The sequence below is a fragment of the Arthrobacter sp. H-02-3 genome (assembly GCF_003097355.1).
Classification (GTDB): domain Bacteria; phylum Actinomycetota; class Actinomycetes; order Actinomycetales; family Micrococcaceae; genus Arthrobacter; species Arthrobacter humicola.
Genome location: NZ_PYUI01000005.1, coordinates 145799 through 168297 on the forward strand (window position 1 = coordinate 145799; position 22499 = coordinate 168297).

General features: G+C 67.0%; 22 protein-coding genes. 9 read left to right on the forward strand and 13 right to left on the reverse strand.

The window, feature by feature from the left end; genetic code table 11:
- Positions 1–33 precede the first annotated feature (33 nt).
- From C9424_RS07360 to C9424_RS07370, 4 genes are all read left to right on the forward strand, one after another.
- Positions 34–1548 (forward strand): amino acid permease, encoded by a 1515-nt coding sequence (locus C9424_RS07360; RefSeq protein ID WP_116766229.1) that lies wholly within the window; start codon positions 34–36, stop codon positions 1546–1548.
- Positions 1549–1618: 70 nt separating this feature from the next.
- Positions 1619–1765, forward strand: coding sequence for a hypothetical protein (locus C9424_RS21410; RefSeq protein ID WP_161958206.1), 147 nt, complete (start codon positions 1619–1621; stop codon positions 1763–1765).
- 98 nt (positions 1766–1863) lie between these two features.
- Positions 1864–3591: a thiamine pyrophosphate-dependent enzyme gene (locus C9424_RS07365; RefSeq protein WP_237563346.1), complete on the forward strand. Its 1728-nt coding sequence runs from the start codon at positions 1864–1866 to the stop codon at positions 3589–3591.
- Positions 3592–3817: 226 nt separating this feature from the next.
- Complete coding sequence (locus C9424_RS07370) at positions 3818–5293, forward strand: aromatic amino acid ammonia-lyase (RefSeq protein ID WP_116766231.1); 1476 nt, start codon at positions 3818–3820, stop codon at positions 5291–5293.
- A 115-nt stretch (positions 5294–5408) separates the two neighbouring features.
- Here the strand turns inward: C9424_RS07370 and C9424_RS07375 are convergent, their stop codons facing one another.
- The gene (locus tag C9424_RS07375; protein ID WP_116766232.1) at positions 5409–6188 is read right to left on the reverse strand and encodes an SDR family NAD(P)-dependent oxidoreductase; all 780 of its coding nucleotides are present in this window, start codon (positions 6186–6188) and stop codon (positions 5409–5411) included.
- A gap of 67 nt (positions 6189–6255) precedes the next feature.
- On the opposite strand from C9424_RS07375, the gene C9424_RS07380 reads away from it, so the two are divergent.
- Positions 6256–6936 carry a TetR family transcriptional regulator gene (locus C9424_RS07380; protein WP_237563347.1) on the forward strand — a complete coding sequence of 227 codons (681 nt, stop codon included), beginning with the start codon at positions 6256–6258 and terminating at the stop codon, positions 6934–6936.
- 106 nt (positions 6937–7042) lie between these two features.
- On the opposite strand, the gene C9424_RS07385 is transcribed toward C9424_RS07380, so the two are convergent.
- Together C9424_RS07385 and C9424_RS07390 are read right to left on the reverse strand one after the other, a co-directional pair.
- Positions 7043–7582 carry a DinB family protein gene (locus tag C9424_RS07385; protein WP_116766233.1) on the reverse strand — a complete coding sequence of 180 codons (540 nt, stop codon included), beginning with the start codon at positions 7580–7582 and terminating at the stop codon, positions 7043–7045.
- A gap of 148 nt (positions 7583–7730) precedes the next feature.
- On the reverse strand, positions 7731–8456 hold the full coding sequence (locus C9424_RS07390) for a DUF2306 domain-containing protein (RefSeq protein WP_116766234.1): 726 nt from the start codon (positions 8454–8456) through the stop codon (positions 7731–7733).
- Between the two features lie 133 nt (positions 8457–8589).
- On the opposite strand from C9424_RS07390, the gene C9424_RS07395 reads away from it, so the two are divergent.
- Positions 8590–9327, forward strand: coding sequence for a TetR/AcrR family transcriptional regulator (locus C9424_RS07395; RefSeq protein ID WP_116766235.1), 738 nt, complete (start codon positions 8590–8592; stop codon positions 9325–9327).
- A gap of 7 nt (positions 9328–9334) precedes the next feature.
- Here C9424_RS07395 and C9424_RS07400 read toward each other — a convergent pair whose 3' ends face one another.
- The 3 genes from C9424_RS07400 to C9424_RS07410 all read right to left on the reverse strand — a co-directional run bounded on the left by C9424_RS07400 (position 9335) and on the right by C9424_RS07410 (position 11181).
- Positions 9335–10123, reverse strand: a complete 789-nt coding sequence (locus tag C9424_RS07400; protein WP_202615803.1) for an alpha/beta fold hydrolase — start codon at positions 10121–10123, stop codon at positions 9335–9337.
- Between the two features lie 91 nt (positions 10124–10214).
- A complete protein-coding gene (locus tag C9424_RS07405; RefSeq protein ID WP_116766236.1) occupies positions 10215–10712 on the reverse strand; it encodes an SRPBCC family protein in 498 nt (165 codons plus the stop codon).
- Between the two features lie 19 nt (positions 10713–10731).
- Positions 10732–11181, reverse strand: a complete 450-nt coding sequence (locus tag C9424_RS07410) for an ArsR/SmtB family transcription factor (protein ID WP_116766237.1) — start codon at positions 11179–11181, stop codon at positions 10732–10734.
- Between the two features lie 205 nt (positions 11182–11386).
- Here C9424_RS07410 and C9424_RS07415 point away from each other — a divergent pair, with 205 nt between their 5' ends.
- Positions 11387–12400, forward strand: a complete 1014-nt coding sequence (locus tag C9424_RS07415) for a medium chain dehydrogenase/reductase family protein (RefSeq protein ID WP_237563348.1) — start codon at positions 11387–11389, stop codon at positions 12398–12400.
- A 45-nt stretch (positions 12401–12445) separates the two neighbouring features.
- On the opposite strand, the gene C9424_RS07420 is transcribed toward C9424_RS07415, so the two are convergent.
- Positions 12446–14425 carry an ATP-binding protein gene (locus C9424_RS07420; RefSeq protein ID WP_116766239.1) on the reverse strand — a complete coding sequence of 660 codons (1980 nt, stop codon included), beginning with the start codon at positions 14423–14425 and terminating at the stop codon, positions 12446–12448.
- 247 nt (positions 14426–14672) lie between these two features.
- On the opposite strand from C9424_RS07420, the gene C9424_RS07425 reads away from it, so the two are divergent.
- Positions 14673–15245 carry an MOSC domain-containing protein gene (locus C9424_RS07425; protein WP_116766240.1) on the forward strand — a complete coding sequence of 191 codons (573 nt, stop codon included), beginning with the start codon at positions 14673–14675 and terminating at the stop codon, positions 15243–15245.
- A gap of 199 nt (positions 15246–15444) precedes the next feature.
- Here C9424_RS07425 and C9424_RS07430 read toward each other — a convergent pair whose 3' ends face one another.
- From C9424_RS07430 to C9424_RS07450, 5 genes are all read right to left on the reverse strand, one after another.
- Positions 15445–15825, reverse strand: coding sequence for a RidA family protein (locus tag C9424_RS07430; RefSeq protein WP_116766241.1), 381 nt, complete (start codon positions 15823–15825; stop codon positions 15445–15447).
- 68 nt (positions 15826–15893) lie between these two features.
- A complete protein-coding gene (locus tag C9424_RS07435) occupies positions 15894–16658 on the reverse strand; it encodes an amino acid ABC transporter ATP-binding protein (protein WP_116766242.1) in 765 nt (254 codons plus the stop codon).
- Positions 16655–17593 carry an amino acid ABC transporter permease gene (locus tag C9424_RS07440; RefSeq protein ID WP_237563349.1) on the reverse strand — a complete coding sequence of 313 codons (939 nt, stop codon included), beginning with the start codon at positions 17591–17593 and terminating at the stop codon, positions 16655–16657. The genes C9424_RS07435 and C9424_RS07440 overlap by 4 nt, the downstream gene beginning before the upstream one ends.
- A gap of 12 nt (positions 17594–17605) precedes the next feature.
- Entirely contained in the window at positions 17606–18565 is a 960-nt protein-coding gene (locus tag C9424_RS07445) for an ABC transporter substrate-binding protein (RefSeq protein ID WP_116766244.1), read from the reverse strand.
- A complete protein-coding gene (locus C9424_RS07450) occupies positions 18565–19878 on the reverse strand; it encodes an alpha-hydroxy acid oxidase (protein ID WP_116766245.1) in 1314 nt (437 codons plus the stop codon). Before C9424_RS07450 ends, C9424_RS07445 begins: the two co-directional genes overlap by 1 nt.
- Before the next feature lie 129 nt (positions 19879–20007).
- Between C9424_RS07450 and C9424_RS07455 the strand changes: the two genes are divergently transcribed.
- Positions 20008–21684 carry a PucR family transcriptional regulator gene (locus tag C9424_RS07455; protein ID WP_116766246.1) on the forward strand — a complete coding sequence of 559 codons (1677 nt, stop codon included), beginning with the start codon at positions 20008–20010 and terminating at the stop codon, positions 21682–21684.
- A gap of 45 nt (positions 21685–21729) precedes the next feature.
- Here C9424_RS07455 and C9424_RS07460 read toward each other — a convergent pair whose 3' ends face one another.
- On the reverse strand, positions 21730–22413 hold the full coding sequence (locus C9424_RS07460) for a hypothetical protein (RefSeq protein WP_116766247.1): 684 nt from the start codon (positions 22411–22413) through the stop codon (positions 21730–21732).
- Between the last annotated feature and the right edge of the window lie 86 nt (positions 22414–22499).

The following is a 22499-nucleotide window of genomic DNA, read 5'->3' on the forward strand; positions in this document are numbered from 1 at the left end:
ATTTAGATCTCCGACAGATCGAAAGGAACACCCATGCCCAACAACCCCAATGACGAGGTTGGCTTGTACGAGGCCGATGGTGGCCACGCCCATGCTTCGGATGCCCTGATCCATGCGGAGGACTCTGGCTACCACAAGAGCCTGAAGCCCCGGCAGATCCAGATGATCGCGATCGGCGGCGCCATCGGAACCGGCCTGTTCCTGGGCGCCGGCGGCCGGCTCAACGCCGCCGGCCCGTCACTGGTCATCGCCTACGCCGTCTGCGGCTTCTTCGCGTTCCTGATCCTGCGCGCCCTGGGAGAACTGGTCCTGCACCGGCCCTCTTCAGGATCGTTCGTGTCCTACGCCCGCGAATTCTACGGAGAGAAGGCCGCATTCATCTCCGGCTGGTTCTATTGGATCAACTGGGCCACCACCACCATCGTGGACATCACCGCCGCGGCCCTCTACATGAACTTCTTCGGCAAATACGTCCCCTGGATGGGGACCGTTCCACAGTGGGCGTGGGCGCTGATCGCCCTCATCGTGGTCCTCTGCCTGAACCTTGCCTCCGTCAAGGTCTTCGGCGAACTCGAGTTCTGGTTCGCCCTGATCAAGGTCGCCGCCCTCGTCGCGTTCCTGCTGATCGGCAGCTACTTCGTCATGTTCGGCACCCCCTTGGAAGGCCAGGAAGTCGGCTTCAGCCTCATCACCGACAACGGCGGCATCTTCCCCAACGGCCTGCTGCCCATGATCATCCTCATGCAGGGCGTGCTGTTCGCCTACGCCTCGATCGAACTGATCGGCACGGCCGCCGGCGAAACCGAAAACCCCGAAAAGATCATGCCCAAGGCCATCAACTCCGTGGTCTTCCGCATCGCCGTGTTCTACGTCGGCTCGGTCATCCTGCTAGCCCTGCTGCTGCCCTACACCTCCTACCAAAAAGGCGTCAGCCCGTTCGTGACGTTCTTCGGATCCATCGGCATCCAGGGCGTGGACGTCATCATGAACCTCGTGGTCCTGACGGCCGCCCTGTCCTCGCTGAACGCCGGCCTTTACTCCACCGGCCGCATCCTGCGCTCCATGTCAGTAGCCGGATCGGCCCCGAAGTTCGCCCAGCGGATGAACAAAGCCGGCGTCCCCTACGGCGGCATCGCCATCACCGCAGGCGTCTCCCTCCTCGGTGTCCCGCTGAACTACCTGGTCCCCGGTCAGGCCTTCGAGATCGTCCTGAACGTCGCCTCGGTAGGCATCGTCGTCACCTGGGCCACCATCGTGCTCTGCCAGATCCAGCTCAAACGGTGGGCAGACAAGGGCTGGCTCGAACGCCCCTCGTTCCGGATGTTCGGCGCCCCCTACACCGGATACCTCTCCCTCGTCTTCCTGCTCGGCGTGCTCGTCATGGTCTTCATCGATTCCCCGCTCACGCTGCTGGTGACCCTGGTGGCCTGCGCGCTGATGGTCGGCGGCTGGTACGCCTGCCGGAAGCAGATCCACGACATCGCCGAAACCCGCGACGGCTTCACGGGCGCCGCGCCCGTGCTGGCCAACCGGACTCCGATCCACTAATCGAACCTGGCTAATCGAACATTCGTCTGCTGACCGGTCCCACCATCCGACCTACAACCTGAAAGCCTCCATGAAGCCACGAAACCCGCTGAATCCCGGCCGCACCAGCACCCTGCAGGAGCGCCACCCGCCAGCCGTGCGCACCAGCAACCCGCCGGCGTCGAACGACAGCTGCGAGGACGGCTGCTTCTTCTGCACCGGACCGGAAACCGACTAGGCGCCACCATCCGTTCCGCTGGATTCAGTGGACATGCCTTGCCCGCCAAACCAACCCAAGAAGACAACCAAGTGATGAAAACGGAGTCTGCATCCACCATGACCGCAACCGACACGTACCCAGTCGACGGCGACACCCTCCCACCCCTCCAGACGGTCCCGGCGGCTATCCCGGACAGCTTCAACGGCAGCGGCACCCTGAAATCCGCCGGCCACGTCATCGTCGATTCCCTCGTGGCGCACGGGGTTGAACGCACCTTTGTTGTGCCGGGCGAAAGCTTTCTGGACGTCCTCGACGGGCTGCACGGCTCGGACATCGAGACCGTGGTCTGCCGGCACGAGGGCGGCGCCGCGTACATGGCCGAGGCCGACGGCAAGATGAACCAGCGTCCCGGCGTCGCAATGGTCACCCGCGGGCCCGGGGCGGCGAACGCCCACGTCGGCCTGCACACCGCGTGGCAGGACTCCACCCCGATGCTGCTCTTTGTCGGTCTCATTCCGTTCGCGCACCGGGACCGCGAGGCGTTTCAGGAGTTCGACATCAAGGCGTGGTTCGACACCGGTGCCAAACGCGTGATGGTCCTGGACCACCCCGAACGGGCCTCCGAGATTGTCGCCGAGGCCATGTTCGCGGCCATGAGCGGCCGCCCCGGCCCCGTGGTGGTAGGCCTGCCGGAGGACATCATCCGCGTGCAGATCGATCCGGCCCTGCACCCGGCCATCCCGGTGGCCGCGGGCGGTATGAGCAGCACGGATGCCGGCGTCCTTGCCGAGGCCCTGGCACAGGCCAAGAAGCCGCTCTTTGTCACCGGCGGGAACGACTGGACCCAGGACGCGGCCACGGAGCTCACCGAATGGCTCGAAAAGCATCACATCCCGGCCGCGGCGGAATGGCGCACGCAGGGAACCGTCTCCTTTGACTCCCCCAGCTATGTGGGACCGATCGGCTATGGCCGACCCCGCCCCACCTACGACCTCCTGGAGGAAACCGACTTGCTCGTGTTCGTCGGGACGGTCCCGGGCGACGTGATCACGGACGGCTTCGTCTGCAGGCAGGACTGGAACAAGAAGAACTTCCTGGTCACCATCGATCCCTCGCTGCGCGGCCGCTCCGGCCCCGTCTCCCGCCAGATCCTGGCCAAGCCGGAGGCCTTCGTCCGGGACCTCGTTAACATCGACCTCCCGGTCAAGGAGGAGTGGAAGGCGTGGACGGCCCGGATGCGTGCCGAGCAGCAGTCCTTCGCCAGCCTGCCGCCGTCCACCCCGGACGAGGGGCCTGCCAAGATGGACACCCTCATGGCCAACCTCGTGCCGCTGCTGCCCGAGGACGCGATGGTCACGTTCGGGGCCGGCGAGCACACCAACTGGGCGCACCGGTACTTCCCCACCCGGCGCTACGCCTCCATGATCAGCGCCCGGAACGGCTCCATGGGGTACTCGATTCCATCGGCCATCGCGGCCTCGCTGGCCAGCCCGGAGCGGCGCGTGGTCACCATCGCCGGCGACGGGGAATTCCTGATGAACGGCCAGGAGCTCGCCACGGCCGCCCAGTACGGAGCCACGCCGCTCATCATCGTGATGGACAACCAGGAGTACGGCACCATCCGCACCCACCAGGAACGCCACTACCCGTCCCGGGTATCGGGCACGCAGCTGAAGAATCCCGACTTCGGCATGATGGCCCGGGCCTTCGGCGGTTTCGGCGTCACGGTCACCGAGGACCAGGACATCCCGGCCGCCCTCGAGGCCGCGCTGGCCGCCATCGACCGCGACGGCGTGTTCGCCCTGGTCCACCTCGTCGTCGAACAGCGGGTCAAGGCCTACTAGATTGCGGTCCGGACAGTAAACAGACGGACGACGACGGCGGGAGCCTCCCGCCGTCGTCGTGTCCTCCTGGTTGCGCTATCAGGTCTGGTTGTCATTCGGCGCCGATAGCCGCCATATCTGAAAGTGCAACGGGTGGTGGGGTGTCCCCTTGACCGGTGGTCTCTTGTCCGGTGATCTCTTGTACGGGCGGGCGCCCCGGACCACACTGGTTGCTGGAGGCAACGTCATGGAACCAGTCACCATCAGCGATCTGCCGATGACGCAGGAGGAATTGGTCGCCGTAGCCGAGGGCGCGCCGGTGGCACTCGGCGAGCCCGCCAGGGCACGGATCGCGGCGAGCCGGGCCCTGTTGGAGGAGGCCATGTCCGGCGGCGACCCGATCTACGGGCTCAGCACCCGGGTCGGCCACGGCAAGGACACCAGGGTGCCGCGCGAAGAACTCGAACGGCAGCAGCAATTCCTCGTGGCAAGCCATGGCGGCGCGTTCGGACCCCTGCTGGATCGGAGAGTGGTCCGGGCCGCGATGGCTGTTCGCCTCAACGGCATGGCCCGGGGCGGCTCCGGCGCCAGCCCGGCCGCGGCAGACACCCTGCTGGCCATGTTGAACGCCGGCGTCCACCCGGTCCTGCACAGCACGGGCTCGGTCGGAGCGGCCGATATCAGTCCGATGGCCGGCATCGCCCAGGTGGCTGTCGGCACCGGCATAGCGGAATTCAGGGGCGAGACCCTCCCCGGAGCCGAAGCCCTGCGCCGTGCGGGCATCGCGCCGCTCCGGCTCGAGGGCCGCGACGGACTGGCCATAATCTCGGCCAACGGCGTCTCGATCGGCCACGGGGCCCTGGTGCTGGCCCGCGCGGCGCGGACGGCCGGCGCCGCGGACCAGGCCGCAGTCCTGTCCATCGAAGCCACCCGGGGCAACCCTTCGGTCTTTTCGGCCTCCGCGGCCGCGGCCAAGCCGTATCCGGGGCAAGTAGCGGCAGCGGCCCATCTGCGCGAACTGCTGGAAGGCAGCCTGCTCCTGATCCCGGGCGGGCCGCGGTCGGTGCAGGATGCCCTTTCCTTCCGGGTGATCCCGCAGGTCCACGGCGCGTTCCGTGAGTTCCTCGCCACGGCCGTGGGTGCCGTGGACACGGAGCTGAACTCCGCGAGCGATAACCCGCTGGTCGACGTCGCAACCGGCTCGGTGCTGAGCAACGGCAACTTCCATCCGATGGTGCTGGCGATCGCCTTCGACGCCCTGCGCGTGGCTCTGGTCCACGTGGGTCAGCTCAGCGAACGCCGCATGAGCCACTTGTGGACTGCCGTCATGGCGGCGATGAAGTCGGGGCCCCCGCCCGGGAACCGCGGGCCCGCCGCGGCGCCGGGCGTGCAGCTCCGCTACGCCGGCTCCGCCTGCTACACCGAGCTCCGGCTCCTGGCAGCTCCCGCCACCCTGGACTCGACCATCCTGGATGTCGGCGTCGAAGACCATGCCACGGGAGCCATGCTGAGCGTCCGCAAGACTGAGGAAGCGCTGAGACTTCTTGAGGACCTGCTGGCGATCGAGGTTCTGCTGGCCGCCGACCTGCTGCGCATCTCGCCGCAGGGAACGCTCGGCGTTGGGGCCGCGGCCGTTCTCGGGCTCACCGAAGAGGCGGCGGCTGGCGCAGGATCGGCCGCCGACGTCCACCGCAATCTGCGGGAACGCTTCCCCGGAGCCTAGCCCTCCCCCTGGATGCGCTATCAGTCCTGGTCGTCATTCGGCTCGGATAACCGCCAAGACTGATAGCGCAACGGGTCGGTGGGCACGGGTGGTTGGGCCCGGGGTGGACGGACCCTCAGACCGCCGACCAGCCGCCGTCGGACGCGAGGACCGCACCGTTGACGTTCGTGCCGTCGTCGCTGAGCAGGAAGGTGATCGAGGCTGCCAGCTGCGCCGCGGTGGCGGGGGCCGGGATGTTCGCGCCCATGAGCGGCTGGAGGCGCGCGGCACCGAGCTCAGATCCCCACGGGGCCTCGATGTTCGTGATGGTGGCACCTGGGGCCACTGCGTTGAACCGCAGGCCCTTCGGCCCGTACATCACGGCGGAGTTCTTGGTCAGGCCGATGACGGCGTGCTTGGACGCCGTGTAGGTGGCGCCGGCGGCGGACCCGCGCAGCCCGGCTTCGGAGGCGATGTTGACTACGGAACCGGTGCCGGCCTTGAGCATGAGCGGCACGACGGCGCGGGTCAGGCGCATGAGGGCCGTGACGTTGATCCGGAAAACCCGCTCCCAGGTTTCGTCGTCCACCTCGTGGATCGGCGTGAAGTTGTCCATGATCCCGGCGACGTTCGCCAGCGCATCAACGCGCCCGCCCGCCGCGGCCACGACGGCGGCAACGGTTTCCTCGGTGGAGATGTCGCCGGGCACGGGAACCAGGTCCATGCCGGCGTTGTCCTGCACGAGGGCGTCCAGGCGTTCCTTGCTGATGTCGGCCGCGATCACCCGGCCGCCCTCCCGCGCGACGCGGAGGGCCGTGGCCTGTCCAATGCCCGATCCCGCACCCGTGACGATGACGGTCTTGCCCGCAAAGCGGCCCGCGGTGACGGTTTCCTGCCATGAAGCTTCGTTGCCCATGATGTCCTTCCAGACGTTGAGGATGCTGACAGGCTCACCTTATGACACTCTGTGTCATTATGTAAGGGTGAATACCGGCCAGCCCTCCGAGGACCACCAGCCCGCCGCCGCGCGCGCCACCGGGCGGCCGGCGACGATCGACCCCGACGCCGTCGCCCGCATCGCCCTGCGCCTGTTCGCCGAGCGCGGCTACGAACAGACGTCCATGGAGGACATCGCGGGCGCGGCCGGGATCGGGCGCAAAAGCCTTTACCGCTACTTCGCCAGCAAGGCCGACCTCGTCTGGGGCGGCATCGAGCCGGTCACGGAGGCCGCCGGCCGGGCACTGGACCGGGCTCTGGGAAGAGAACTGGACAGCGCGGACGACGGCGGCGGCCCCGTTAGCAAGTCCGACGGCGGGCTCCGGCCAGGGACGGGTGCGGCGCAGATCCGGGCGGGACTGAGCGCGGCGGCCGTCGCCGGGGCAGCCGCGCTTCCGGACCTCGCCCTTACCCGCGGGCGCCTGCGGCTCATCGCCGAACACCCGGAACTGGCCAGCCGGAGCTACGCCGCCCTCGCTCCCCAGCGCGAGCGGGGCCGCCGGTATTTGATTACGCTCGGCGTCCGCGAGGACATGGCCGGCTACCTCTGCGCGGCCTATCTCGGGGCAACGTTCGAGGCCTGGATGCAGTGGGCCGCCGGCAGCGATCCCGATCCCGCGCCATACCTGCTGGCCGCCATGACCGTGCTGCAGATGCCCGACGCGTAGGAGTCTTCGAAAGACGCGCAGGTCTCCCTGAAGACGCCGGCGGCGGGCGAGTGGCGCCGTCGGACTCCCCGCCGGAAACGCCCGGGGAACGCCTTGGCCGCCGCGGCTACTCCCCGGTCTGCCCGTCCACCGCTTCGCGGAGAAGGTCGGCGTGGCCGTTGTGCCGGGCATACTCCTCGATCATGTGGCACAGGATCCAGCGTAGGCTCGGCGCCGAGCCATCCGGCCACGAGCGCCGGGCCAGTTGGTCCAGGCCGCCGCTGGCCAGGGCCTCCGCGAGGCGTTCCCGGGAGCGGTCGACGGCGCCCTGCCACAGGTTGCGCAACTGGTCCGGGGTGTCCTCGGCGGCGGAATGCCAGTCCCAGTCCGGGTCGGCCTTCCAGTCCACGGTGCCGAACGGAGCCTCCCGGTCCCGCCCGCGCAGGGAACGGGAGAACCATTCGCCCTCCACGTAGGCCATGTGCTTCAGCAGTCCGCCCAGGGTCATCGATGAGGCAGCGGTCGTCGCCCCGAGGCCGGCAGCGTCCAGTCCGGCACACTTCCACGCCAGCGTGGCCCGCTGAAAGTTCAGGAAACCCAGGAGGGTCGCGGTTTCATCGGCGGCAAGGGGAGGCTCCGAGCGCCCCTGATCGTCCACAATCGTCATGCGCGTGAGTCTAGCGGCCTGCCATCCGGCGTCCGTGGGGCGCGCCGCCGACGCCTCGCCAGCCTCGAACTCGCCGGAAACTCTCCGAGTCGCCGGGAAATTAAGGCGAACCGGCACGCTTCCGGCTACCTCGACGACGGCGGGCGCCTCACGCCGTCGTCCGCCTCGCCGGTTCAAGACGTGTGACTTTCCGCCCGGAAGGCCGCGGCACCCTCGTGGCCCGTTGCGCGCGGCGGCGGATGACGAACTCGGCCACCGCAACATTGATCACCCAGGCCGATCCCAGCAGCGCCGCCCGGGTCGGCTCGTCGGGCGGCCCGACCAGCAGTATCCACGGCAGGCTCACCAGCGCCTGCGTTCCCGCGGCGACACCGATCGCGTAGCCGCGGGTCATCCATGCTCCATGCCGCACAAAGTCCCGGCGCACAATGGCTACGACTCCCAGGACAATGCTCGCCGCCATGGCCGAGCCGAAGACGAGCCGCAGGACGAAGAGCGCCGGGCCGTCGCCGGCCGGCAGCGGATAGAAGGCGGCCATCCACAAACCGGACAGGGCGGCCAGCAGGCCCGCCGGCGCCAGGATGCGGCCGGCGATCCGGTGCCAGCCGCGGCGGCCCCGCAGCGAGGGCAGGAACTGGAATGACCCGAGCAGGCTGTAGGTCGTGACGCAAACAATGTGCGTCACCACGGGAACGGGAGAGGCGAAGAACCGGGCGTTCTGCGGCGTGATGGCCGCACCTCCGGTCAATTCCGTCAGCCGTGTTGCCCCCGCAATGACCGGGATGAGGCTGAGCAGGATCAATCCGGCGGCCACCGGCCACTGGGGGCGACGGCGGACGCGGGGCACGGGAGCGCTGCTGGCTTGAATTGTCATGGCTTGGTCCTTCGCTGAGCGGCCCACGGCCTGTTTCACACGGCTCGTGGTGTACGGCGTACACCTGATGCGCACAACGCTAGGTGTACGCCGTACACTTGTCAAGAGGAGACCGCTAGGGAAAGGTGGCCGGATGACCCAGCAAGCGGAGCGCACGCGCCGGATCCCCCTGAGCCGGGACCGGGTACTTACGGCCGCCGTCGTACTGGCCGACGAGGTGGGGATCGAGGCGCTGAGCATGCGCCGGCTGGCCCAGGAACTCGGCTTCGTGCCGATGGCGCTGTACAAGCACGTGGCCAACAAGGAGGAACTCCTCGACGGCATGGTGGACACGCTCGTCAGCGAGATCGATCCTCCCGCCCGCGATGCCGGCTGGAAGGATGCCGTGCGACTGAGGGTGCTCTCGGCCCGGCGGGCGCTCCTGCGTCACCCGTGGGCCCGGCAGGTCCTGGAGTCGCGCACCAACAAGACGCCGGCGGTCCTTGGGTACATGGATTCGTTCATCGGGATGTTCCTGGCCGGCGGCTTCTCAGTCGATCTGACCCACCACGTCATGCATGCCCTGGGCAGCCGCATGTGGGGGTTCACCCAGGAGCTGTTCCCTGACTCCGCCGTCGGGACGGCGGAGGGGACGGCGGATCTGCCGCCGGGGGCCCAGGCCGCCATGTTCCGCGAGATGGCCGAGCGGTATCCGAACATCCTGAAGGTCGCCACCTCGTCCGCGCACGAGGACTCCGTGGTGGGGCAGGGCTGCGACGACCAGTTTGAGTTTGAGTTCGCGCTGGATCTGCTCCTGGAGGGCTTTGAACGCCTGCACCGGCAGCACTGGACTTCCATGCCGAAAAAGACCTCGACCCCGACAAAGCCCTGACCGCGCCCTACTCCTCCAGGAACCGCAGCAGGTAGGGGACGATGGTCCGCATGGCCGTCAGGTCGCCGCCGCTCGCAGACTGTTCGCCGAGGTAATCGCCATGGCCACCCGGCACGATCATCAGGCGCGCCCCGGGAATGACACGGGACATCCGCACGGTGTGTTCCGGGCTCATGACATCGCGGTCGCCGCCCAGGACCAGGGTGCGGGCCGTGATGCGGCGCAGGTCATCGTCCGGCCAGCCGGCGAAGGTCAGGATGCGCTGACGGTCCAGCTCGAACAGCCGCTCGAGGTGTCCGGGCTCCGGATTCAGCCGGCGGTCCGCATCCTTAAGCGCCTCCGGCATTTCGGCAAGGGTGCCCTTCGCCATGCCGTCCCAGAACTCGTCGCTGACCGCGTCCCGGCTGACGAAGGTGGAGGCGGCAATCAGGCACCGCACGGAGGCCGGATACCGCATCGCCAGTGCCAGCGCGGTATGGCCGCCGGCGCTGAAACCGAGCACGTCCACGGAGTCCACCCTGAGCTCGTCGAGCACGGCTTTGATGTCGTCGGCGGAGTTTTCAGCGGTGAGCGGGCGGCCGGTCGCCGCGGTCCGGCCGTGCCCTTCTTCATCGACGGCGATTACCTGGAGACTCTCGGCCAGCAGCGCCGGGATGAGGCCGGCGAAGTTCGTCTCGATGGTCGACCCTCCGCCGGGGATGAGCAGCAGCGGGGGCTTGTCGGCCCGCGGGTGACCGTGGACCTCGTAGTACATGCGGAGATCGCCATTGGCCGCGTAACCGTGGGTGAAAGTCACAAGGCATCCTAACGCCGCACGCGGCGGGCTGAATAGGGCCAAAGCGGACGACGGCGGGAGGGTTCCCGCCGTCGTCCGCTGTCGTTGCAGCTCAGGCGTTGACGGATTCGGCGAGGATCGCGTCCACCTGGCCCAGGGCCTGGTTCATGCCCTCCTCCATGCCCATGGCGACGATCTGCTCCATCTGTTCCTCGGCCTCGAAGGTGGACAGGACGGTCATCCGGGTGCGGCTGCCGATCGGTTCCAGAGTCACGACCCCGTGGATGCTGCCCATGTCGGCCACGGGGTCGCCGTTGTCGTCCGAGAAGCCGTCATCGAACTCCAGACGGTTCGGGGCGTCGATGGCGACGAACCGCCACCAGCCACGGGCCTTCTCCCCCTCGGGGCCCGTCATGAAATAGGTGGCCTCGCCGCCGGGGACGAAGTCGTGCTTCTCGAACGTGGCCGGCCACGTGGGCGGGCCCCACCAGCGCTCGAGCTGGCGCGGGTCTTCCCAGATCTGCCAGACGCGCTCCACGCCGGCGTCGAATTCGGCGACCACGGTGAGGCTCAGCGCCTCGAGATTCTTGACTGAACTGACAACGGTCATGACAAACCCTTCCCATCCTTCAGCGTTGCTGCGTGTTCCCTGCGTTTTTCTTGCCTGCTTCGGTCCTGTCTGATTTTGACCTGGCTGGTTCCGTCTGGCCTGGTTGCGGGTCGGCTGTTTCGGCGAGCAGGTCAGCAATCCGGTCGGTCCGCTGCCGCCAGATGACCTCGTACTCATCGAGCAGGCGGCGGGCCTTCTGTAGCCCGTCATGGTTGGCCCGCACAATCTGTTCCCTTCCCCGCTTGTCCTTCGAGACCAGCGAAGCCCGTTCGAGCACCGCCACGTGCTTCTGGACGGCCGCGAAACTCATGGCGTAGAGGGCAGCCAGTCCGGAGACCGAGTACTCCCCCACCGTCACCCGGCGCACAATGTCCCGTCGGGTCGTATCGGCGAATGCCTGGAACAGACGGTCAAGTTCTTCGTCGCTGAGCGGTTCGGCGAGCTGATTCCTGCGCTGATCTACAACCATTTGGTTGTAGGATAGTCCGGCCCTGCGACAGGAGTCAATGGGGCGGCGGGTGGCCCGGGACGCCGAGTTCGCCGGAGGCCTGCCAATTCGCCGGAAGCTTGCGGCGACCTCACACGGGTCCGGCGAATTCGCGTGCCTGTTGCCGGAGACGTCTGTGCCGGATGGACCCGGTGTGCCGGCCGCGCGCCGGGCGTAGAGTGAGCCCATGAAGCGTGTGGTGATCGACCGCTTCGGCGGCCCCGAGGTCTTGAATGTGGTGGAGGTCGCGGATCCCCGGCCGGGCCCGGGCGAAGTCCGTGTCACGGTCCTCGCCTCCGGCGTTTCGTTCACCGACGCACAACTGCGGGCCGGTACCTATCTCGGCGGGCCGAAGCCGCCGTTCACGCCCGGCTACGAGCTCGTCGGCGTCGTCGATGAACTCGGACCCGGCTGCTCGCGGATACGCGTGGGAGACCGCATCGGCGCGCTGACAGTGTGGGGCGCCAACGCCGAGAAGGTCTGCGTGCCGGAAGTGTATGCGGTGGAGGTGCCCGAGGACCTCGACCCGGCCGAGGTCGTGAGCCTCGTCTTCCCCTACATGACCGCCTACCAGTTGCTGCACCGCACGGCCAAGGCGAAGCCCGGGGAGAGCGTTCTGGTGCACGGCGCGGCTGGCCGGGTAGGCACAGCGATCCTCGAGCTCGGAGCGCTGGCCGGCCTCCGCCTCTACGGGACTGCTGCCGGCCGGGACCGTGCTGCCGTGGAGCGGCTCGGCGCGGTGGCAATCGACTACAAGAACGAGGACTTCCTGGCCCGGCTCCGCGGGCTCACCGGCGACGGCGTGGACATAGCCCTCGACGGGATCGGCGGCGCGTTGTCGCTACGTTCCTTCCGCGCACTCCGGCCCGGCGGACGGCTCGTGGTGTTCGGCCGCTATGCCACCATCGCTAAGGGGCGCAAGAACTGGCCCGGGGTGGTCGCCTGGTACGCGGCAACCGGGAGCGTCGCCCTCTGGGGCTGGCTTTCACCCCGCCGAAAGGTGCTGTCCTACCGAATCCAGAAGTTGCGCATCCATCACCAGGACTGGTTCCAGGCGGATTTCCTGGTGCTCCTCGGGATGCTCCGCCGTGGCGAGATCCACCCTGTGGTGGCCGAGCGGCTGCCGCTTTCGGAGGCCCGGCGCGCCCACGAACTACTGGGAAGCACGGCGGCAACAGGGAAGATCGTGCTCGTTCCCTAATCCGGCACGGTCACCGCCGGGTCACCGCGCGAACTCCGGCCGCGCCTAGCCCAGGAACGTGCGGTGGATGTCGCTCCCGTAGCGACGGATGATGTCCCGTTTGGCGGCCTGGAAGGCCTTAAGGTCGCCCGCATGCCCGTGCTGTTCCACGCGGCGCCTGGCCAGCTCGTCCGAGATCACGTCCAGGAAGAGCTCGGCCAGTAACAGCCGGGCGGAATCCCGGAAACGGCCGCGGCCGTCGACATACAGCTGGACCGTCGGGGCGCCGGTGTTGATGATGACCTTGCGCTCCGCGGGGCTGTAGACGGCACGGTCCGCGCTGTTGTGCAGGGTGCGGAAGTCGTAGCCGGTGAAGAGGTCGACGCCGTGGTCCCGGCTCGGGCGGTGGACCTCGCGGTGCGCCGCCTGTTGCGCCGAGGCGTCGGTGGCGATGGCGTGGTGCGGCGGCTGGTCGGTGCTGCGGCGGGAGGCGTGTTCAGCGATAACGATCTCGCACAATGCCCAGTAGTCGCCAGCCCGGACAGTGATCTCGCCGTGTTCCCCCGCTCGGTCCCCCGCCATGGTCCACTCGATCCTCCGCGTGTCCCTGAGCGCGCTGACCGGGACCGGGGCGGGTGTGGGGTCAATCCGCAGTGAACCGGGCAACGCGAGCTCAAAGGTGAGCGTCCCGGCATCGGGCAGCTGGCCCGGATCCAGCAGCAGCGCGACATGGAACGGATGCCCCGGCGGGCGGTAGTAGAAGGGCGTTGTGAACCGCAGGGCCGCGGGCGGCGCCCCGGCCGACGGCGAGCCGTCCCCGTTCCGGAGCGGCGGCGCCGTCTCCAGCCCCAAATCGATGACGGCTGCCTCGCTCATGTGCTGCAGCAGGTGCTCGATCATCTCCGCGGTCCGCCCCGACGTCGTGGCGCGTTCCAGGTGGGTGAGCTTTTCTTTCTCAGCCTGCACGGGGCCGGCGATCATCCGGCTGACGGCGCGGGAGAAGGCTGCAACGAAGGGGTCCTTGAGATTCAGCCCCTCCCGCTCGTCGCTGATGATCGCCTTGCCCCGGCCCAGCATCTCGGTCAGTGCCGGGCAGCGCACGGTGCCGAAGAGGTATTCCGTGCCCACCTGGTTCTCGTACTCGAACAGTTGGCAGTCGAGCACGGCCATGCCGGATTCGACCACCAGGCCGGCAGTGCGTTCGTCGCCCTTGAGCGTCAGTTCCACGTCCCGTGCCCGCTTGAGCGTGACGGTGAACGGGAACTCCTCACCATCAAGGCTGAAGCTTCCCGGCTGGTCGGGGCCGAGGAGCACGGTGGCCGGCGGTTCGTGGAAACGGATGTTCTCGCTGCCGTAGTCCTCGGCGCCGGGGCGTCCGTGCACCAGCTCCACCTCGCGCCGGTCCAGGACGTCCCGCAGGTAGATGTTGTCCGAGAGCGACTGAAGCAAGGTGGCGTGCTGGGTGATGGTGACGTGCGGATTGTCGACGACGATGGTCACGCGGGTTCCGTTGCCGGCGGGGATGTCCGTACCGTCGGCGCCGGCGTCGATGTCCCCGGCGGGGATGCCCAGCCGGGCGTAGTCTGCGGGGAAGGCGCGGCGGTCTGCGCCGTCGTCGTCGTAGAGGTAGCCGCCGTTCTCGCCGCGGAAGACGTCGATGCGGGTGAACCGGCCGTTCTGGATGGTCTCGATCCAGCCGTGGCCCAGGCCGAAGATGGCCTGCTTGAGCCCGCGGCCGAAGTACCCGCGGCCGGCGCCTTCGCCGCGGGCGAGCGGGCTGTGTGCACCGCCGTAGCTGAGGATGCGTCCGGCCTGCTCGAAGGACATGCCCTCCGCCTGGTCGCTGACCATCAGCACGGCCCCGGCGTGGTGGCGCTCGTAGCCGACGTGGATCCGGCCGGTCACGGACGCCCCGGCCTTCTCCAGCCGGGCGTAGCTGTCGTCGCTGTTGGTGATCAGTTCCACCAGGGCCTTCTCCACCGAGGCGAAGCGCCGGGAGTCGATCCCGATCACCCGCTGGTCCACTTGGATTTCGGCAACCGTCATGCTTTTTACCTCGCTCACAACTTCGCTGTTGCTGCGCCGTCGGCACCGGACCGGGCCGATACGTGGAGCGTAGCAGTTTGGGCGCCAACACCGTTCCCCACGGCCGAGTTCGCCGGAAAGCTGCCGATTCGCGGGAAGCTTCCGGCGAGCACGCAGGTTTCCGGCGAATCCGGCGCGCAGCTTCGGCGTGGGGCCGCCGAGCCGTTGCATGGTGCCGAGTCTGTGCGACGGAGGATAGTTTGGTGGCATGACGGCAAGCTACAGGTACGACGTCGAGATCCTCCATCTTCTCGTCTCTCCGGCGCACGCCTACTTCGGACGCGCACGGGACGGCGCGGCGGAGGTCCCCACCACGGACGCGGACCGGGTCGAGGTGGCGGCCGGCAAGGGCATCGTCGGCGACCGGTTCTTCGGCAAGGCCGCGCACATGGACGCCGCCGTCACCCTCCTCGCGGTCGAAGCCCTCGAGGCGATGGCCGCGGAGCTGGGGGCCGGGCCCTTTGACCCGCTCCTGACCCGGCGCAATGTGGTCCTCCGGGGCGCCCACTTGGCTCCCCTGCTGGGTCAAGACTTCGCGCTCGAATCGCAAGGGGATGTGGTCCGGTTCCGGGCCGGACGGCCCGCCCACCCCTGCGCGTGGATGGACCGGATGCTCGCGCCCGGAGCCCACGCCGCCATGCGGGGTCGGGGTGGCGTGCGTTGCCAGCCGCTCTCGGACGGCTTCCTGAGCCGCGGGCCGGCCGTGCTGGTCAGCCCTGTCCCGCTCGAGCCCGAGAAAGCCGGCCAGGCTGTGGTGCTCCGGCCGACACGCCTGCCGTAGCAGTCACCGGCTTGCGCGGGGTCCGGTGCTCGCAGCCCGCCGTCGTCGTTCTCCTCCTGCTGCGTACGGCGGCGCTACGGCTGGGCTGCGACGACGGGCGCGGCCGTACGGCCAATAACAATGCCCCGTTTGACGCATGTTGCGCATCAAACGGGGCATTGGCCGAGCGATCATTCCTCAGCGGAGTTCCCGGAGACAGCTAGGGAATGGCGGCGACGACGTCGATCTCGACCAGGAAGTCGCCCAGGAACGATCCCACGGTGGTTCGGGCCGGGTAGGGGGCTTCGACGAACTCTGCGTAGGCTGCGTTGAACCCGGCAAAGTCGCGGCCCGGGTGGTGCAGATGGACGGTTGCCTTGACCACGTGGGAGAAGTTCAGGCCGTGCGCGCCGAGGACGGCGGCCAGGTTCTTCATCGTCTGCGCGGTCTGCTCTTCAATGGTGGTGCCGATTGTGTCGCCGGTGGCCGGGTCGTGCGGTGTCTGACCGGCGGTGTAGAGGAAGCCGTTGGCGGCGATGGCTTGGGAATAGGGACCCGCCGGGCTGGGCGCGAGATCGGTGCTGATCTGCTGTCGAGGCATGGAACTGTGTCCTTTCATTCGGCCGGCCGGATGGCGGCCGGGGCTGCTGCGGTTCTGGCTGTTGATGTTTAGAGGACCTTTGACAGAAAGGCCTGTGTGCGTTCGTGTTGCGGGTTGCCCAGTACATCGGCCGGGGCTCCGCTTTCGACGACGACTCCCTGATCCATGAAGACCACCTGGTCGCTGACCTGGCGGGCGAAGCCGAGCTCGTGCGTCACTACGACCATGGTCATCCCAGCCTCGGCCAAGGACTTCATGACGTCTAGCACTTCGCCGACGAGTTCCGGATCGAGCGCCGATGTTGGTTCGTCGAAGAGCATGAGCTTGGGCTTCATGGCCAGTGCACGCGCAATAGCAATCCGCTGTTGCTGCCCGCCGGAGAGCTCCTGGGGGTATGACTGTCCCCTATTGCCGAGCCCAACACGGTCCAGCAGGGTCTGCGCCTCGGCGGTGACTTCGGGCCGGGGACGGCCAAGAACATGAACGGGCGCTTCCACGATATTCTCCAGCACGGTCATGTGCGGGAACAGATTGAAGCGCTGGAAGACCATTCCTGCGGTCAGTCGTGAGCGTGCTGTCTGCCGCTCTTTCATTTCGTACAGCCGTCCGTTGCGCTCGGTGTAGCCGACCATCTGTTCGTCCACGTACAGGCGTCCGGCGTCGACCTTTTCCAGGTGGTTGATGCACCGCAGGAAGGTCGTCTTTCCGGAACCGGACGGGCCGATCAGGCAGGTCACCGAGCCGCGTTCGACTCGCAAATCAATGCCCTTGAGGATTTCTGTTGAGCCGAAACTCTTGCGGACCCCCTGGGCTTCCACCATGGCGGTGTTCATCGTATTGTCCTTGTCTTTGCAGGGCTCTTCGCACGGCGTGCCCGTCGCGGGGATACATCGAAGCCGCGTCCATAGCGCCGTTCAAGTTTGGCTTGGAAGAAGCTCAGGATGGTTGTCATCAGTAGGTACCAAAGGCTGGCGACAATTAGCAGCGGAATCGTTTGGTAGTTGTTGGAGTAGATAATCTGCGCCGAGTACAGCAGGTCCGAAATCGCCAGCACGCTGACCAGGGCCGTGCCCTTGAGCATGGAAATGACCTGGTTGCCGGTCGGCGGAAGGACCACGCGCATCGCCTGGGGAAGGATGACCCGGCGCATGAGCTGGCTGCCGTTCATCCCCAGGGCCCGGGCGGCGTCGTACTGTCCCTTGTCCACAGATCCGATGCCGCCGCGGATGATCTCGGCCATGTAGGCGGCCTCATTCAGCGACAGCCCCAGCAACGCGGCGCCCAGGGGCGTGATGAGCACATTGGCCGATCCCAGGACCAGGGAGGGGCCGCCGAGAGGAAGACCGAAAGCGATCACCGGATACAGGGCGGCAATGTTGTACCAAAAGATCAGCTGCACGAGCAGCGGTGTGCCCCGGAAAAACCAGATGTAGCCCCGACTGATGGTGCTCACGATCGGGTTGGCCGAGAGCCGCATGACCGCCAGAACCGTGCCCAGCGCGATGCCGACGCTCATGGAGACCACGGTCAGGAGGATGGTCAGCCCGGCCCCGGCGATGATCTGCGGGGAGAAGAGATAGGAGACGACGACGTCCCAGTGGTAGCGCTTGTTCACCGCCACGTCCCAGGTGGCGCTGAGTGCGATCAGGATGAGAACGACGGCGGTTGCCAGCCTGAGCGGGTGTTTGAGCGGCACCACCGGGATGGATTCGCCCTGTTCCGCCGGCGTGTTCTGACGGGTGTCCGGGAAGGACTGTTGTTGCTGCACGGTTGCCACCTCCTATTGGGCGAAATTGACGCGGGCGTCGGTGATGGCGCTGGACTCAAGCCCGTACTTCCCGAGCACCTTGAGGTAGGAGTCACTCTTGATGACGCCGGAGAGCGCAGCGGAGACGGCTTTGATCAGGCCGGAGTCCTTGGGCATGCCCACACCGACCGGAGTGAAGTCATATTTTGCGGCGATCTCGATCTGGGGGTTCTGCGTGGCAGCGAAGTTCAGAATCGGTGAATCCGCTAGCACTGCGTCCAGCCGTCCGCTGCTCAGGGCGGAGATTGCCTGCCGCGTGTCCTGGAACTCGCTTCTCTGGATGGTGTCCTTGCCGGCCGCTGTGCAGGCCTTGTCGTACTCGGGAACGTTGACCGTGAGCTGGTAGGACCCTGTCAGGAGGCCCACCTTTCGACCGCACAGGACGTGTTGATCGGTGATCCCCTGCGGGTTGCCCTTGGCCACCGCGATGGAATTGCCCATTTGCATATAGTCAACGAAATCCAGGACCTCCATACGCTTCTCCGTGGGGGTCATCGAGGAGACAGTCATGTCGTACCTGCCCGCGGCGATGCCGGGGATGATGGAGTCGAAGTTGGCCACTTGGATCTCCACCTTCACGCCCAGGGCCTCCCCAAGGAGGCGCGCGATGTCCGGGTTGGTCCCCGTCATCTCCTGGGTTCCTTCACGGTAGAACTGCGTCGGCGGCTCGTTGGTGGGGATGGCAACGCGCAGGACCTTCGTTGATTTGATCGATTCCGGGAGCAACTGTGCGGCGGCATCGTTGACCGCGAGGGCAGGGACCCCGGTGCCGGACCCGCCGGAATCTCCCGACGGCGTCGACGGTGTCGATTGTGAAGTGGCGGTGCCTGGCGCGCAGGCGGTGGCCGCGAGCAGGAGCGCGGCCGTGGCGATGACGGCAGGGATGCCGCGTTGAATGCGCTTCACGGGAGAGTGTGCCGTGGGGGTTTTCATCAGGGGGTCCTCAGATCGGAGTAGGCCAACTCGGCAGCGGGAAATTTGGCAGAGGGGAATTCGGTGGGAAGGGTGCGGGTGAAGGCGTCGCTGCGGTGCCGGATCAGCTCACGGCCCTCGTCGCGCAGCTCCTGGATCGTCGACACTCCGAGCAGCATCATGGTGCGCGTCATTTCCGCTGCCAGCAGCTTCAGGACGTGGGCAACTCCTGTCTGGCCGGCGGCGGCTAGTCCGTAGAGGTAGGGGCGGCCGATGGAGCAGGCGTCGGCGCCCAGGGCCAGGGCCTTGACGACGTCCGAGCCGCGGCGGATTCCGCCGTCGACGATGATTTCAACCCGGCCTGCCGTCGTCTCGACGATTTCGGGCAGTACGTCCAGGGCCGAGGCCATGTGGTCCAACTGCCTGCCGCCGTGGTTGCTGACCTGGATGGCGTCGATGCCGATATCGGCTGCTATGACGGCGTCCCTGGGGTTGACGACGCCTTTGAGAATGATGGGACCGTTCCACCGCGCCCTGAGGTCCCGGATGTCGTCCCAGTCCGTCGGTTCGTACTGCCCCGCCAGCAGCGTCCGCCACATGTCGGGGGTGCTGGAGAGCGGGCCTTCAGGAATTTCGGCGTCCAGGTTCGGGAAGGCAATCGCATCGTTGGCCAGGAAACCAAGAGCCCACCGGGGATGCAGTGCCCCTTCGATGACGGTCTTGGGCTTGATGGACGGCGGCGCGGTGAATCCGTTGCGGTAGTCGCGTTCCCTGTGACCAATGGCCCGGCAGTCGACGTTGACCACAAGCGCTTCGTAGCCTGCGTTCGAGACCCGGTCCAGGGCAGCCTGAAGAAGGCCTTTGTCCGCCGTGGGCTCGAGGTTGAACCATCGCCGCAGCCCAGGGGTGGCGGCACTGACGTGCTCCATGGTTGTCGTGCTCAGGTGTGCCAGCCCGTAGGGAACGCCGGCTTCAAGTGCCGCGCGGGCTACGGCGGTCTCGCCGTCAGGGTGGAACAACCTGGTGCCGCCGGTTGGGGACAGGGTCAGTGGCATCGCAACCCGGCCGCCCAGAAGGGTGGAGCTGAGGTCCAGGTGCTCGACCGACCCCCACTTCGGGAGGAAGGCCCAGTCGTCAAATGACGACTGGTTGCGCCGCAAGGAGACCTCGTCCTCGCCGCCGCCCTCGATGTAGTCAAACACGCTCCCGGGGAGGCGCTTGGCGGCCATTTTCCTCATGTCCTCAACGCTGTAGCAACACCGCGACAGCCGCTCCGCCACTGACCGGGCAGGCCCTTGCACCGCGGCCAGCGACTTGATGTCTTTGATTCTCATTACGTGGGTCCTCTATTTCCTGGGTGGAACCTCGATCAACTTCGTCCCTCAATGGTGACGAAGATCTCACCCCGTCCATATGTAGATTCCTCCAAAAGAATGGATTTTCACATGTGATATCGTCCACGTATGGATATCGGGAAACAGCCTGTTGCTGAGCTCGACCAGAACGTCACGGTGGTGCGGCTGTCGGACTGCATCCAACTCATGCAGGCCGATCTCGTGCACGCCAATCCCGCTCCGGACAACCTCGGGCATCCCGTCTCTGACGTCCTCATGTATGACCCGATGGACGCATGGACGAGCATCGAGGACCGGATCATCCTGGCCGTCGGGCTGAGCTGCGGCTCGCCGGATTTTGACCAGCTGCTGCACCGCGCGTCCAACAGCAACGCGGCCGCAGTGATCGTCAAGGCCCACGGGGCGTCCCTGGACGAGCTGCGCTCCGCCGCGGTCAGCCACAGCCTCGCGGTCCTCGTCGCACCAGACAACGCGGATTGGACGCGGCTCGTGGCGCTGGCCAGGGCGTCTGTCATGGGTGCGGCGGTGGATTCCGTCTCAGGGGTCCGGCTCGGGGATCTCTACGCCTTCGCCAACGCTGCCGCGTCCATCACAAATGGCGCAGCCAGCATCGTGGACCCGCTCGGACGGGTGCTGGGCTATTCGACCCTGCCGGGCCAGCCCATCGACGAATTGCGCCGCGTCACCACCCTCTCCCTGCAAGAGACCACGCCGCCGGCCTTCGATGCAGACTTCAAGATCGTCTATGCGTCCGCGGGTGCGGTGCTGATCCCCGCCGTCGATGATGAGATGGCCAGACTGGCCCTTGCTGTGAGGGCCGGCGGTGAACTGCTTGGCTCGATCTGGATTATCGACCCGGGCGAAGACAAGCGAGGGGCGGCCCTGGACGCGCTCAACAGGATGGCGTCACTGGCCGGGCTGCACATGCTCCATGCCCGTTCGGCGTCTGATTTTGGGGAACGCCGGAACGGGGACTTGATCCGCACGCTCATGGACGACACCGTCCACGCTTCCTTTGCCGCTGCCCAGCTGGGGCTCGATGCGGACCACGGGCTCGCTGTCGCGGCTTTTTCAATTGTCCGTCCCGAAACCGGGAGCCTGGAGTCGGTGCGTGAAATTCATCGGCTGCTGCACCTTGTCACGACCGTCTGCAATATCCAGTTCAAAACGAGCCACAGCGCCCTCATTGGTTCGGTTGTCTATGCCCTTCTGCCCTGCCAGGGAATCATCCCCAGGGCAGTGCATCGACGCGTAGCCCAGGAAATCGGGGCGTACGCCCACACGATCAGCTCCTACCCGATCATCGCCGCCGTCGGAGGCATCGCGCCCCGGGTAGAAGACCTGCCCCGATCCAGATCTGAAGCGCTGCAAACGCTGCAATATCTGCTCCACCAAAAATCGGCAATGCCGGGCAAGAATGACGGGCCGGTCTCCGCAACCGGGCTTTTCGAGGACCACCGGATCCCGCTGAACCTCTTGAAAATCGGGGCATTCATCGACGACAACGGACTTGCTGATCTCGACGACATCGCCAGGATCCAGGCCTACGACGTCGAACAGCAAACCGACTATCTGGAAACACTGCGGGCATATCTGGCGTCGAACGGAAATATCTCCGCGATGGCCGCACGACTACACGTGCACAACAACACCGTCCGCTATCGGGTGGGGCGCTTGGCCACGGACTTCGACCTCGATCTGGACGACCCGCAGAAGCGGCTCTGGCTCTGGCTGCGCCTGACAACCATGGATCTCACTCCCAGGGCAACACCGACGGTGCCGTAGCAGGAACAGAATGCCGCCGTTGACGTGCCTGGGCCGTAGGCGGGGCTACGGCCGGGCTGCGGCGACGGGCGCGTTTGCCCGCTGCCAGGCCCGGTCGAGCCCTTTGATCCGCCGGTACGCGACCCGCACGAACCGCACGCCGTTCGAGGCGATGCTCACCACCCCGAAGAACGCGAAGCCGAACACCGGGTCCCCCGCCTCGGCGATCTTCAGCACGGCGATTCCGGCCAGGAAGTAGATGCTGCCTTCCAGGGTGTTCACGCCCAGGGAGAGCAGGCTCAGGCCGCGGGTGGAGGCGCTGACCAGGCCCTCGTACGCGGCGGGGACGGCGTAGAAAAGGGTCGATACGCCCAGCGCTAGTCCGAGGGCGTCCTGCACGGGCATGAAGAACTGGGCGCCGATCGTAGCGACGGCAAGGGCCGCCGCCGAGCCGGCCCCGGCCAGGACAATTTCGCGCCTCTTCCGGGTATCGGTCCTGGCTACTTGCCGGCACAGGAAGGCATGGATCACGATCCACAGGAGGTTGGCCGCCAGCACCCACCAGCTCTGGACCAACAACGCGAGGGCCAGCCAGCCCAGTCCGGTACCGGCGAGCACGCCCAGGCTCATGCCGCTGACGCCGTCGCTGGTCCCGGTGCGCCGCACCCGCAGGAGCGCGGGAACTGACCGGATGAGTTCGACGGCGATCAGGGCCAGCCCGGCAAGCGCGGCAGACGTCTCGGCGAACAAGTTGCTCCTTCAGGTTCCTGCGACCATTGCGCAGTTGAAGCCACCATAGCCGAGCCGTGACGGGCACGGCTCGGCCTCTGATGGCA